The organism is Pasteurella sp. P03HT (assembly GCF_054052285.1).
On sequence record NZ_JBSIUM010000012.1, the window covers coordinates 1 to 14,053 of the forward strand.

The 14,053-nt window shown below is 40.0% G+C and carries 12 protein-coding genes; 6 read left to right on the forward strand and 6 right to left on the reverse strand.

The genetic code is table 11. The features are described from left to right. Positions 1-161 precede the first annotated feature (161 nt). The 3 genes from ACWIT3_RS09270 to ACWIT3_RS09280 form a co-directional block, all read right to left on the reverse strand. On the reverse strand, positions 162-581 hold the full coding sequence (locus ACWIT3_RS09270) for a hypothetical protein (RefSeq protein WP_457162407.1): 420 nt from the start codon (positions 579-581) through the stop codon (positions 162-164). Positions 582-715: 134 nt separating this feature from the next. Then, a complete protein-coding gene (locus ACWIT3_RS09275) occupies positions 716-1,210 on the reverse strand; it encodes a YfbU family protein (protein ID WP_457162408.1) in 495 nt (164 codons plus the stop codon). 12 nt (positions 1,211-1,222) lie between these two features. Further along, on the reverse strand, positions 1,223-1,963 hold the full coding sequence (locus tag ACWIT3_RS09280; protein ID WP_457162409.1) for an MlaA family lipoprotein: 741 nt from the start codon (positions 1,961-1,963) through the stop codon (positions 1,223-1,225). A gap of 354 nt (positions 1,964-2,317) precedes the next feature. On the opposite strand from ACWIT3_RS09280, the gene carA reads away from it, so the two are divergent. From carA to carB, 3 genes are all read left to right on the forward strand, one after another. Continuing rightward, positions 2,318-3,475, forward strand: a complete 1,158-nt coding sequence (carA, locus tag ACWIT3_RS09285) for a glutamine-hydrolyzing carbamoyl-phosphate synthase small subunit (protein WP_457162410.1) — start codon at positions 2,318-2,320, stop codon at positions 3,473-3,475. 99 nt (positions 3,476-3,574) lie between these two features. Continuing rightward, entirely contained in the window at positions 3,575-4,435 is an 861-nt protein-coding gene (locus tag ACWIT3_RS09290) for a PhzF family phenazine biosynthesis protein (RefSeq protein ID WP_457162449.1), read from the forward strand. A gap of 53 nt (positions 4,436-4,488) precedes the next feature. Beyond that, positions 4,489-7,704 (forward strand): carbamoyl-phosphate synthase large subunit, encoded by a 3,216-nt coding sequence (gene carB / locus ACWIT3_RS09295; RefSeq protein ID WP_457162411.1) that lies wholly within the window; start codon positions 4,489-4,491, stop codon positions 7,702-7,704. A 99-nt stretch (positions 7,705-7,803) separates the two neighbouring features. On the opposite strand, the gene ACWIT3_RS09300 is transcribed toward carB, so the two are convergent. After that, positions 7,804-8,487 carry a 2,3-diphosphoglycerate-dependent phosphoglycerate mutase gene (locus ACWIT3_RS09300; protein WP_457162412.1) on the reverse strand — a complete coding sequence of 228 codons (684 nt, stop codon included), beginning with the start codon at positions 8,485-8,487 and terminating at the stop codon, positions 7,804-7,806. A gap of 183 nt (positions 8,488-8,670) precedes the next feature. Here ACWIT3_RS09300 and envC point away from each other — a divergent pair, with 183 nt between their 5' ends. Both envC and ACWIT3_RS09310 read left to right on the forward strand, forming a co-directional pair. Then, positions 8,671-9,900 (forward strand): murein hydrolase activator EnvC, encoded by a 1,230-nt coding sequence (gene envC / locus ACWIT3_RS09305; protein WP_457162450.1) that lies wholly within the window; start codon positions 8,671-8,673, stop codon positions 9,898-9,900. Continuing rightward, positions 9,897-10,739, forward strand: a complete 843-nt coding sequence (locus tag ACWIT3_RS09310) for a divergent polysaccharide deacetylase family protein (protein WP_457162413.1) — start codon at positions 9,897-9,899, stop codon at positions 10,737-10,739. The genes envC and ACWIT3_RS09310 overlap by 4 nt, the downstream gene beginning before the upstream one ends. 38 nt (positions 10,740-10,777) lie before the next feature. Here ACWIT3_RS09310 and ACWIT3_RS09315 read toward each other — a convergent pair whose 3' ends face one another. Then, positions 10,778-12,310 carry a YifB family Mg chelatase-like AAA ATPase gene (locus ACWIT3_RS09315; RefSeq protein ID WP_457162414.1) on the reverse strand — a complete coding sequence of 511 codons (1,533 nt, stop codon included), beginning with the start codon at positions 12,308-12,310 and terminating at the stop codon, positions 10,778-10,780. 101 nt (positions 12,311-12,411) lie between these two features. Then, complete coding sequence (gene yihA / locus ACWIT3_RS09320; protein WP_457162415.1) at positions 12,412-13,029, reverse strand: ribosome biogenesis GTP-binding protein YihA/YsxC; 618 nt, start codon at positions 13,027-13,029, stop codon at positions 12,412-12,414. A gap of 110 nt (positions 13,030-13,139) precedes the next feature. Here yihA and ACWIT3_RS09325 point away from each other — a divergent pair, with 110 nt between their 5' ends. Further along, positions 13,140-14,021, forward strand: coding sequence for a VirK/YbjX family protein (locus ACWIT3_RS09325; protein ID WP_457162416.1), 882 nt, complete (start codon positions 13,140-13,142; stop codon positions 14,019-14,021). The last annotated feature ends 32 nt before the right edge of the window (positions 14,022-14,053 follow it).

Consider the following 14,053-nt stretch of genomic DNA (forward strand, 5'->3'; position numbering starts at 1 on the left):
TGTGTTTTATGAGTAAGGTATGGGATTTTTATGTTATTGGTATGGTGTGTAGGATTATAAGCGTGCTATTTAGCAAAAAATAATGAAGAAAAGATGAAAGAGGGGATTAAGTTAAAAAATAAGGCAGAATATTTATTTCTGCCCTATTTTTTTATAATAAATTATTCAAAGATGTGTATTCCACCTGAGCATTCAACACGAGCAATCCGCTTTTTATGTTTAAAAACTTCGACTCCATTTTCTTCTGGGATTTTAGGATTGCTAGAAAACACGCTATATGTATAAGGACCACTTTTTAGATCATATGAACGTTTTACTTCAATACCATTTTCAGTTTGTGTTCGTTTGATGACTTCTTCAATATGATTTTCGAGAGTGAGTTCTGGTGAGTTGAGATCGGCACCAAAACGATAAATATAAACTTCACCATATTTACTTAATTCAATCAGTTTCTCATTGTTTGTACTGCAATAGAAGACGGGTTTTTCTTGTTCATGTGATTCTTCTTCAACTTGTTGATTATTGGCATATACAGTTGTACTGGCTAAACATAGTAAAGAGATGAAAGAAAGGCGTTTCATGTGCACTCCTTAGGTGAGAAAGTTATGTAAAACAGTATATGCTTTTTTTACTTGAGATGGAATTTTTTGCTCTTTTAGGCGTAGTTAGATACAAAAAGAGAGAACAATGTTCTCTCTAGAAGTGCAATATCTTTTTATGCATTTAAGATATTTTGAATTTCTGTCATACTTAAATGATAGCCATGTGGGCAAGCACGCCAAGCATCTAGCATACGAGTATATTTATCCCACATCGGTATTTGTGAGTCACAACCATGTTCACAACGCATAAAGTCTTGGTATTTACCCTCAATACCCGTAATAAAGCGTAAATAGTTAAGGTATTTTTTCTCACGTAAAGCACAGTAACCTGCAAATTGTAAACGATGTGAACTTAATGCGGATTTGTCACTTAAATTATTATAGGAAACTTGTAGTGCATGATACATTTCCAGTGTATTTAAGACCATTTGGCATTCATTTTCTGATAAATCGGAAAATTCTTTATCGAGTTCTTTGAGTTCTAAAGCAAAACCACCCTTTACGATAGCTTCTAAACGTTGATATTTTTTTGCATTCTCGCAGTCTAGTAAACCCATTAATTTATATTGGTTTGCTAAGATCAAACGTTGAGTTGAGGTCATTTCCATATTCTATTCCTATTAATCAATTTCATTTAAAATATCTTGTGACAGATCTTGTTTGGGTACACTTATTTTTCCATCTTTAATACGGTATTCTAAGTTTTGAAAGTATGCCTCACGGAATGTAATGTAAGGGTCTTGTGCTTGTTCTAATAAGGCTTCCTTATCTAATACATTGGCACGTCCATCAATAATTTGAACACCCGATTTTAATAAAGTCCAAGGGCCTAATAAAGACAGCATAGGATATGTAGTATCGGCTAAGTTACCAATATCTTGGCGGGGGGTTGCAGCACCATAGAACGGTAACATCACATAAGAACCAGTTTCAATACCGTATCGACCGAGAGTATCACCAAAGCGACTACTATCTTTGATTCTGAGCGGTTCGCTATAGCTTGCTACATCAATTAATCCGCCGATACCAAAGACTGTGTTAATCCAGAAACGGTTGAAGTGCACCATGGCCTTTTTAAAATCACCAGACAGCATACGGTTTACGAAACTTGCTGGTTCATCTAAGTTGTTTGCCACGTTGGTTAAACCTGATTTAACTGGCGTTGGTACGTACTCTTTCCAACCTTTTGCAACAGGTTTGAGGACATAAGGATCAACAACGTTGTAGTTAAAATCCCACATAGTGCGGTTAAATTTTTCGAGCGGATCTTTGCGTTCACCCGTTTGCTGATCAATAGTGGCACAGCCACTTAATAAAAGTGAAGTACAAACAAGTGTGCTAAGTAGTGCTGTTCTTTTCATACCTATTCTCTGTCAGATTAAAAGACACCTCATTTTAGCAAGTTAATGATTAACTACAAAATACTTTATGTACATAAAAAAGTTGGATTAATTTGTATTTTTATGCAATTATAAAGAATAAATATTCATTTAAACGTTTGCTAAAATAACTTGAATAGTTACGCGTTGTCCATTAGAATTGCCGAGTTTCACTTCTAGTTAGAGAAATTCTTATCAGAAGTTGATTTTCAGACACGATTTAGTGGCTTATTTTATTTCTCATTAGCCAAGTGCGGTCAGGTTTAAATAAGTTTTACTAAGTTGTGGTTAATGAACATTCGTAAGTGTTCAACCAAAACAAATTAGGAGTTTTTTATGTCTGAACCAGCAATTCTTGTCTTGGCTGATGGTAGCATTTTCCATGGCAAATCCATTGGGGTAAAAGGTTACACCATTGGCGAAGTTGTTTTTAATACCTCAATGACTGGCTACCAAGAAATCCTCACTGACCCATCTTATTTTAAGCAAATTGTTACATTAACTTATCCTCACATTGGCAATACGGGAATTAATCAAGAAGACTGTGAATCAAATAATGTGTATGCAGCTGGATTAATTATTCGTGACTTGCCGTTATTGCACAGTAATTTTCGCGCAGAGCTTAGCCTAAGTGATTACTTACAAAATAATAATGTTGTGGCGATTGCAGACATCGATACTCGTCGTTTAACTCGAATTTTACGCGATAAAGGCGCACAAGCGGGTTGTATTATGACAGGTGAAGTTGATGAGAAAAAAGCCCTTGAGCTTGCAAAAAGTTTTGGCTCAATGGCGGGCCAAGATTTGGCTCAAGCTGTGACCACTCATGATACGTTTACATGGACATCAGGCGAATGGCAGTTAGGCAAAGGTTTTGTTGAGCAAAAACAGCCTGAATTTAATATTGTGGCTTATGATTTTGGTGTAAAGCACAATATTCTAAGAATGTTAGCTGAACGTGGTTGCCGAATCACTGTTGTGTCAGCGAAAACCCCCGCAGAACAAGTGCTTGCACTCAACCCAGACGGCATTTTCTTATCCAATGGCCCTGGCGATCCAGAACCTTGCGATTATGCGATTTCTGCGATTAAAACCTTACTTGCATCGAAAAAGCCGATTTTTGGTATCTGTTTAGGTCACCAATTATTGGGTTTAGCTGCAGGAGGGAAAACCAAGAAAATGGCATTTGGTCATCACGGTGCAAACCACCCAGTACAAGATTTAGATACTCAAAAAGTCTTAATCACCAGCCAAAACCATGGTTTTGAAGTGGACGAAGCCAGTTTACCGAGTAATGTGCGTGTCACACACCGCTCTTTGTTTGATCATTCAGTACAAGGCATTGAGTTGACCGACCAATCTGCGTTTTCTTTCCAAGGACACCCAGAAGCCAGCCCAGGTCCAAACGATGTGTCGTATTTATTTGATAAATTTATTAACGAAATGCGTAAAGCAAATTTAAGTCAATTATCGACTTACGCTGCACATCATTAATAAAAAAGAACTTTGCGTAGAGGATTAAAAAATCATCTTATCTACGCAAAATTTATCAAATAATAACCGCACTTTGCATCTGAAACTCGAGGTTCAATGATGTTAACACCTTATGCGTATTATCTCGTCAATGTTTTTGCTGAAAGCCATTTTGGTGGCAATCCGTTGGCTGTTTTTCCACAGGCAGATGGTTTAAACGATCAGCAAATGCAGCTGATTGCACGACAATTTAATTTGTCCGAAGTGGTATTTGTACATCAAGCTGAGCAGTCAAGTGCGGTGAAAAAATTACGAATTTTTACCCCTGATTATGAATTGCCTTTTGCGGGTCATCCTACGATTGGCGCGGCGTTTGTGCTACATCGCCAATTAGGTTTACCAGATCGTTATGAACTGCAAACAGATGCAGGATTGGTCGAGATTTATCATCAACAAAATCAGATTATTTTTGGTTTGAATACGGATATTCAGATTCAACCTATCAAGGATGATCCCCTTTTATATGCAGAATTATTGGGTTTGCAGCCAGCTGACATCGCTCAAATTGCTTGGGTGAATACGGGAAGTCAGCAATTGCTTATCCAACTCAATTCTGCTTTCGCCATTAAAACTTGCCAAATTGACACCGCACTTTTTCATCAACTTGTTCAACAATCTGCTTTATATGTTTGGTTTGAAGAACATAATCAAGCCAAAGTGCGGTTGTTTTTTGGTTCAAATGGCGCAGTTGTGGAAGACCCTGGTACAGGATCTGCAGCTGCAAATTTAGGTGGGTTATGCATTAAAAATGGCTTAACACCACTGAACTGGAAAATTACCCAAGGCGATGAAATCCAACGTCCAAACCGTTTAACACTCAGTGTTGATGAAGCTCAAACCATTTATGTCGGTGGTGAAGTAATTGCGGTGGGAAAAGGTGAGTTTTTTGTGCCGAGTGAAGACACCAACTCATCGATTTAGAATAAACAAACGTACGGTTAAATTTTTAATCGTTTTACAGAGAGAGAACAAAAATGCCAAAACGTACAGATATAAACACCATATTAATTATCGGCGCTGGCCCAATTGTGATTGGGCAGGCGTGTGAATTTGACTATTCGGGTGCACAGGCGTGTAAAGCGTTGCGTGAAGAAGGGTATAAAGTCGTCTTAGTGAACTCAAATCCTGCAACGATTATGACCGATCCGAATATGGCGGATGTGACCTATATTGAGCCGATTGAGTGGCGAACGGTTGAGAAAATCATCGAAAAAGAACGTCCAGATGCGATTTTGCCAACAATGGGTGGTCAAACAGCATTGAACTGTGCGTTGGATTTATCAAAAAATGGCGTGTTGAAAAAATACAACGTGGAGTTGATTGGTGCGACTGAAGATGCCATTGATAAAGCGGAAGATCGTGGTCGTTTTAAAGAAGCGATGGAAAAAATCGGCTTAAGCACACCAAAGTCTTTTGTTTGTCATACTTTTGATGAAGCTTGGGCGGCACAAGCGGAAGTCGGATTCCCGACCTTAATTCGTCCGTCTTTTACAATGGGCGGCTCTGGCGGTGGTATCGCCTATAACAAAGATGAATTTTATGCCATTTGTGAGCGTGGTTTTGAGGCATCGCCAACTCACGAATTATTAATCGAACAATCGGTATTGGGTTGGAAAGAGTACGAAATGGAAGTAGTGCGTGATAAAGCGGATAACTGCATTATCGTGTGCTCGATTGAAAACTTTGACCCAATGGGCGTGCATACGGGCGACTCAATTACCGTTGCGCCAGCACAAACGTTAACCGATAAAGAATACCAAATTATGCGTAACGCCAGCCTTGCGGTGTTGCGTGAAATCGGTGTAGATACAGGTGGTTCAAACGTTCAATTTGCAATTAATCCAGCCAATGGCGAAATGATTGTGATTGAAATGAACCCGCGTGTAAGCCGTTCTTCTGCGCTTGCTTCAAAAGCGACAGGCTTCCCAATTGCCAAAGTGGCAGCAAAATTAGCCGTTGGTTATACCTTAAATGAATTGCGTAATGATATTACAGGCGGATTAATTCCAGCTTCTTTTGAACCGTCGATTGACTATGTGGTGACTAAAGTGCCACGTTTTGCCTTTGAAAAATTCCCGAAAGCCGATGATCGTTTGACTACTCAAATGAAATCAGTGGGCGAAGTGATGGCGATGGGGCGTACATTCCAAGAGTCATTACAAAAAGCCTTGCGTGGTTTAGAAACTGGGATTTGTGGCTTTAATTTAATGTCGGAGGATCTTGAGAAAATTCGTCAAGAATTGGGCAACCCAGGACCAACACGTATTTTATACGTCGCAGATGCTTTTGGTGCGGGATTCACGTTAGATGAAGTGCATCATTACAGCAAAATTGACCCTTGGTTCTTAATTCAAATTCAAGATTTAGTGTTGGAAGAATTAGCGTTGGAAAAACGCAATTTAGATGAGTTGGATTATGCGGAATTACGTCGTTTAAAACGCAAAGGCTTCTCTGATAAACGTATTGCTCAGTTGACGAAATCTGCAGAAAGTGCGGTCAGAAATAAACGAATTTCGTTAAATTTACACCCCGTTTATAAGCGTGTCGATACCTGTGCGGGCGAGTTTACCTCAGATACGGCGTATTTATATTCCACCTATGAAGAAGAATGTGAAAGCCGTCCATCAGATAAGAAAAAAATTATGATTTTAGGCGGTGGTCCGAACCGTATTGGTCAAGGGATTGAGTTCGATTATTGCTGTGTTCATGCCTCATTAGCGTTGCGTGAAAGCGGCTTTGAAACCATTATGGTGAACTGTAATCCTGAGACGGTTTCAACGGACTTTGACACTTCAGATCGCCTGTATTTTGAGCCATTAACGTTGGAAGATGTGCTTGAAATTATCCATGTAGAAAAACCGTATGGTGTGATTGTGCATTACGGTGGTCAAACGCCATTAAAATTAGCGAATGATTTACACGCCAACGGTGTGAATATTATCGGGACGTCAGCTGACAGCATTGATGCGGCGGAAGATCGTGAGCGTTTCCAACAAATTCTCTACAAATTGAACCTAAAACAACCAATTAACCGCACTGCTCGTAACGCAGAAGAAGCTGTGAAATTGGCAGAGGAAGTAGGCTATCCGTTAGTGGTGCGTCCGTCTTATGTATTGGGTGGTCGTGCAATGCAAATTGTGTATAACGTTGAGGAATTAAATCGTTATATGCGTGAGGCGGTTTCGGTGTCAAATGACAGCCCAATCTTACTCGATCATTTCTTAAATAATGCCATTGAAGTGGACGTAGATTGTATTTGCGACGGCGAAAATGTGGTGATTGGCGGAATTATGCAACATATCGAACAAGCGGGTATTCATAGTGGTGACTCGGCTTGCTCATTACCGCCGTATTCATTAAGCCAAGAAGTGCAAGATGAAATCCATCGTCAAACCGCAGAAATGGCGTTTGCATTAGGCGTGAAAGGCTTAATGAATGTGCAATTTGCGGTGCAAGATGGTGTGATTTATGTATTAGAAGTGAATCCGCGTGCAAGCCGTACCGTACCATTTGTGAGCAAAGCGACTGGTCGTCCGTTAGCAAAAATCGCAGCGCGTGTAATGGCGGGTATGAGCTTGAAAGAACAGGGTATTCAAGGGGAAATCATTCCGCATTTCTATTCTGTGAAAGAGGCGGTGTTCCCATTCATCAAGTTCCCTGGTGTGGATACTGTATTAGGGCCTGAAATGCGTTCAACGGGTGAAGTCATGGGCGTGGGTAAAACCTTTGCTGAAGCCTTCTTAAAAGCACAGCTAGGCGCTGGTGAACGTATTCCAAAAACGGGTAAAGTGTTCTTGTCTGTCAATGATGCGGATAAACCTCGCTTGTTACCCATTGCACGTAAATTGCAAGAGGCGGGCTATGGTTTATGTGCGACGCTAGGCACCGCAAAATTCTTGCGTGACAATGGTGTGGCTGTGCAAATCATCAATAAAGTGCGTGAAGGTCGCCCAAATATCGTCGATGCAATTAAAAATGGTGACATTGCATTGGTGATTAATACAGTGAGTGGCCTAGCGGAAACTGTCACAGATGGTCATGCTATTCGTCGTAGTGCATTGCAACAAAAAGTCTTTTTACAAACGACGTTAGCAGGGGCAGAGGCATTAGCAGGAAGCGTGGGGCATTTAGAAGATTCTGAAGTGTATTCAGTACAAGCGTTACATCAAAGTCTAAATAATGCATTCTAGTGAAATCAAAAGTGCGGTAAAAATGACCGCACTTTTTCTTTCTTCCAAACAAAAAAATCGGGATATTTGCCCCGATTTTTTATCGTTTTTGTTTAGTAATTAAAGGTAGTATTTTTTAACTACTTTTAAGTTGTCATCAAGTTTGTACACTAATGGCTGACCCGTTGGGATTTCTAAATCCATAATGTCAGCATCAGAAATGCCTTCGATGTGTTTTGCAAGTGCACGTAATGAGTTACCGTGAGCCGTGACAAGTACACGTTTACCAGAAAGTAATGCGGGTGCAATTTGGTCTTCCCAGAATGGTAATACACGCTCAAGGGTAATTTTTAAGTTTTCTGCATCTGGCACAACATCGCTTGGTAAGTGTGCATAACGGCGGTCGTTGTGTGCAGAATGTGGATCTTGTGGATCTAAATCTGGAGGAGAAATGTCATAAGAACGGCGCCAAATGTGAACTTGCTCATCACCATATTGTTCAGCAGTTGCTTTTTTATCTAAGCCTTGTAATGCGCCGTAGTGACGTTCATTTAAACGCCAGTTTTTCACTTGGGGAATCCAAAGTTGGTTAGATTCTTCTAACACGATATTACACGTTTTGATCGCACGAGTTAACACAGATGTGAAGGCGATATCAAATTCAAAACCTGCCTCAAGTAATTTTTTACCTGCTGATTTTGCTTCTTCGATACCACGCTCAGTTAAGTTCACATCGCGCCAGCCTGTGAATAAATTTTTGGCATTCCACTCACTGAAACCGTGACGAATAAAGACCAATTCCATAGAAAATCTCCTCAAATGTTAATCAAAAATAATAGGCAAGTTATAGCAAAAAACAGGTGGCTTTGAAAGGAAAATACTGTGCTTTTCTGATCTGTCGCAAAAATTTAAATGAAAATTAGCTTTAGAGCACTTGGGTAAATAATGGTATAGTTAAATTGATTTAATTTGAAGGAAAGTTTAGTGATGTGGGTTTTATTCAGTAAAGGCAAAAAACGTAACATATTGACTGCACTTTTGAGTGGCAGTATCAGTTTATCTGTCACGGTGCAGGCAAATGATCTGTCTAAACTTCAGCAAGAAATTAAGCAACAGGAACAAAAAATTGCGCTTCAGAAAAAAGAGCAACAAAAACTCCAGTCGACCCTAAAAACACAAGAAAATGAAATTAATGATGTGATTGGACAGTTGCGTCAAACTGAATTGGACTTAAAAGAAATCAGTCAACAAATTAGTGTCACAGAAAAACAAATTCGGCGTTTAGCACAACAAGAGAAAACCCAAAAGCAGCAGCTTGCGAAACAACTTGATTCGGCTTATCGTTCTGCTGCTCATCCTTCTGCATTAGAACGTTTGCTTTCTGAAGAAGCAAAGCAAGTAGATCGAATGAAACACTACTATTCCCATATGAATCAAGCCCGTTTAGCATTAATTGAGGAGTTAAAAGCGACACAAACACAGCTAGCACAGGATAAGGAGCTGATTCTCATCCAGCAAAAAGCACAGCAACGGCAATTGTCGACACAAAAAAAACAACAAGAAGCATTACAAAAAGTTCAACAAGAACGCCAATCTACATTAAACCAACTTAACCGAAATTTATCTCGAGATGAAACACGTTTAGAAACGTTGCGAGCGAATGAAAATGCGTTACGCCAAGAGATTCAGCGTGCTGAGCAAGCTGCGCGTTTACAAGAACAACGTGAACGTGAAGCTTATGCGCAGAAAAAACAAGCAGAAGAAAAGAAAAATCAAAAACCTTATCAGCCAACAGCACAAGAAAAGCAACTGATGGCAAACACGACAGGGTTAGGTAAGCCGAATAAACAATATGCTTATCCTGTTGTTGGGCAGATTTTAAATCGTTTTGGTTCGAGTCAAATGGGGGAGCTGCGCTGGAAAGGCATGGTGATCGCTGCGAATACAGGGTCAGCAGTGAAAGCTATTGCTGATGGACGTGTGATTTTAGCAAGTTGGTTACAAGGTTATGGCTTAATGGTAATTGTAAAGCATGGTGAAAGTGATTTGAGTTTGTATGGCTACAATCAATCAGTTGTTGTAAAAGAAGGACAATTTGTCAAAGCAGGACAAAAAATTGCAGAAGTTGGAACGAGTGGGGGGCAGTCACAGTCTGCATTGTATTTTGAAATCCGTCGTAAAGGCGTAGCAGTGAACCCAATAGGCTGGTTGAAATGAAAACATTACTGACGAAATGGCAAATAAGCGCGGTCATTTTTTCGCTCTTTTTAACCCCCTTGGTGGTAGCGCAACCAGCTAAGTTAGCCATTGTCATTGATGATATTGGCTATCATCAAAAAGAGGATGCTGAGATTTATGCTATGCCAACAAACATTTCTGTTGCGATTATTCCTTCCGCACCTTATGCGCGTCAACGTAACCAACAAGCAAAACAACAGGGACGTGATGTGCTTATTCATATGCCAATGCAACCATTGAACCATCAAAAAATTGAAGCGGGGGGATTAACATTGGGACTAACACAAGAAGAAGTACGTCAACATATCAAACATGCCCAAGAAATTGTTTCTTATGCAATTGGGATGAACAATCATATGGGCAGTGCGGCGACATCTGATCCCGATCTAATGGCAAAACTCATGACGGTGCTACATGAGCAACATTTGTTCTTTTTGGATAGTCGAACCATAGGGCGTAGTGTGGCGCATAATATTGCAAAAGCACAAGGCGTACGCTCGCTACAACGCCATATTTTTTTGGATGACAGTAATACATATGCTGATGTACAGCGCCAATTCCAACAAGCTATTCGTTACGCACAAAAACATGGTGTTGCAATTGCGATAGGACATCCACGTAAAAATACCATTTCTGTGTTAAAAGCTGGGCTGAAGACATTGCCTGCAGATGTGCAATTAGTCGGAATAGGTAGCCTATGGCGCAATGAAAAAGTGGTACCAACTAAACCATTTAACATGTTATTTAATGATATTCCTGCGCCGACATCTGTTTCGCCTTATCAATTCATTCCTCTGCTGAGAGGCGTACCAATGTAGGTAAGCGCAGTAGAAGCTGGAGTGAATTGCGGTATGGATTACATTTTCGATAACTTTTGTAATAGGCGGTCCATCGCTCGATAGCCGAGGGCTTCTGCTAAATGGTGTTGTGTAATCTGTGTTTCCTCATTCAGATCGGCAATCGTGCGCGCCACTTTTAAAATGCGGTGATAAGCACGTACCGACAGTCCTAATTTGGCTAAGGCATGTTCTAAAAACAACGCATCTTTGTCACTCAGTTTACAATCTCGTTCGATCTCCTTACTGGTTAAATACGCATTAATTTTGCCAGCTCGCTCCAACTGTATTTGTCGTACTTTTAATACTTTTTCTCGAATAGTGTGACTAGTTTCACCACGTTCAGTTTGATTATGTTGTAAGGCACCTTGTGGGAGTAAAGGGACTTCAATGGATAAATCAAAACGATCTAGAAAAGGCCCAGATAACCGACTGAGGTAGCGAATAATCTGTTGTGGTGTTGTGCGATTATGCGTTCCTTGATAATGTCCTGTAGGACTTGGGTTCATTGCCGCAACTAATTGAAAACGAGCGGGGAATTGAATTTTTGCATTGGCGCGTGAAATGATAATTTCGCCACTTTCCAGAGGTTGGCGCAGGGCATCCAATACTTTGCGGTCAAATTCGGGTAGCTCATCAAGAAACAATACTCCATTGTGCGCAAGTGAGATTTCTCCTGGTTTAGGAATGGTCCCACCACCAACTAATGCTGGAGTAGAAGCACTATGATGAGGAGCACGAAACGGACGTGTTTTCCAATTATAAAAATTGAGCTCATTTTGAATTAAACTGGTCACCGAGGCTGTTTCGATTGCTTCTTGATCGCTCATGGCGGGTAATAAGGTATTGAGTCGGCTAGCAAGCATGGTTTTCCCTGTACCTGGCGGTCCTAAAAAGAGTAAGTTATGTTGTCCTGCAGCTGCAATCGTTAATGCCCTTTTGGCATGTTGTTGACCAATAATGTCAGTCAAGTCGATATGATTTTCTGTGTAGTAATCATTCCTATTTTGCGTAGCGAGGCTAGAGGCTAAAGGTAACTCACCTTGATGATTAAGAAAATTAACGACTTCTAACAAATTATGTGCAAAATAAGTATCTTGATTCAGCACCAGGCTTGCTTCATTTGCATTTTGATGTGCGATAATGAGTTGACGTTTGGCTTTTTGAGCAGCGAGTATTGCAGGAATGACGCCATGTACTGCACGTAGTTCACCTGTTAATGCCAGTTCCCCGACAAATTCAAATTGTTGCAGTTTTTGTGGATCAATTTGTCCCGCGGCAGCGAGCATTCCGAGCGCAATAGGTAAATCAAAACGCCCACCTTCTTTGGGTAAATCAGCAGGGGCGAGATTGACGGTAATACGCTTTGCAGGGTACTTAAATTGAGCATTCAATAATGCACTGCGTACCCGATCTTGTGCTTCTTTTACTGTTTTTTCAGGTAAACCCACCAAATTGAATTGTGGCTTACCATTACTAAAATGTACTTCTATTGTGACTAAAGGCGCCTGCACGCCGATAGAAGCGCGGCTATATACAATTGCAAGAGACATCGTGAACTCCACAGAATCAAAAACGTGTGGAGCATAAAAAAGTGCGGTTTATTTTTCATAAATTCCGCACTTTTTTACGAGCTCGATCGCAAAAATAATCGTTATTTTGTGAAAAGTGGGGCAAACCAGCTGTCTAATTTCGATGATAATTTATCAATACCAATTTTGTTTAATGCTGAAAACGCTTCAACTTGGATATCCCCTTGGAAAGGTAAAATAGCTTCGCGAACCATTTTCACTTGCTTACTTCTTTCACTTTGGCTCAGTTTATCTGCTTTAGTCAGTAATAATAAAACTGGTAATTCAGAGGAAACCGCCCAATCTATCATCTGTTGATCGAGATCTTTCAGAGGATGACGGATATCCATTAACACCACGACCCCTGCTAAACATTCACGTTTTTGTAAATATTCTCCAAGGGCTTTTTGCCACTGGATTTTCATTTGTTCAGGAACAGCCGCATAGCCATAACCGGGTAAGTCAACCAATTTACATTGTGGTTCAACTTCAAACAGATTAATTAATTGTGTACGTCCCGGGGTTTTTGAGGTACGTGCTAGATTTTTTTGATTCGTTAACGCATTTAATGCGGTTGATTTCCCCGCATTTGAACGCCCCGCAAATGCGATTTCAATCCCTTTATCTTCGGGTAATGTTCGAATATTAGGGGCACTAATTAGGAAGTGCGTTTTGTGATAATTCAATTTTGTTTCTGACATACAGGCTCCTTAATCGCAGTTAGCATACCTGATAACATCAGATAAAAAAATGATAAAATAAGCATTTTATGCGAAAATATACTTTCATTGTTTCCAATCATCTGAATTTTATGACAGTTACACAGTATAAATGGCCCGATCCTATACGCTTATATCCTGATCGGGGTAAAAAGTCGTATCGTTTAAAACGGTTTCGTTTTCATCTTCGTTCTTTATTGCATCGTGGCAATATTAGACGTTTTGAGCAATTTATTAATCAACATCCAAGTTTAGTGACTTTGCTTGATCTGAAGCCTAATTTTAGTTATCCCCTTGCGCATCGTTTCTTAGACAAACGCTTTAATACGAAGCAACGACTAGAGAATATGTGCGATAACTTACATTTTTTGCCTGAAAAATTAACCGCGCTAGGTTTATCACAGTTATGGGAAAAGCCGATTTGTTTTGGTGAAGTGACAGAAGACTTTGAGTTGTATTTGAATATTAATGAACATCAAGCAATGGAAGGATTTTGGGCATTAGAATTGCGTTATAAGCCGACTCAAGAACTGATTTATTTATTAACTTTTGGGAAAGTCAAACAAAGTTTATTGATTGCTGTGATTCAGGGACCTAACTTTGAGGGGTCAAAAGACATTGTTAAACAATTGACTAAAAAATGCCATGGTTTGCGTCCAGCTTATTTAATGGTAGAAGCCATGAAGGCGTTAACACAGGCATTGGGCTATGAAACGTTGCTGGGTATTCCACATAAATACCAAAATAAATCACGTGTCGTGCAAAGCAAGCGCTATGTGGTGGATTATGACGCGATTTTTGCTGAGTCTGGCGGGGTATTGAATGCTTATTGGGAATTGCCCGCACAAGTGTTGATGAAAGATATGGACAGTATTCCGAGTAATAAACGTTCAATGTATCGGAAGCGGTATGCTATGCTTAGCCAATTACAAGAGACGATGAACACAGCATTTAACGAAAGTCAGGTCGCTTAGTGCGACCTGTTTTTTATTTAAATGATGCTGAT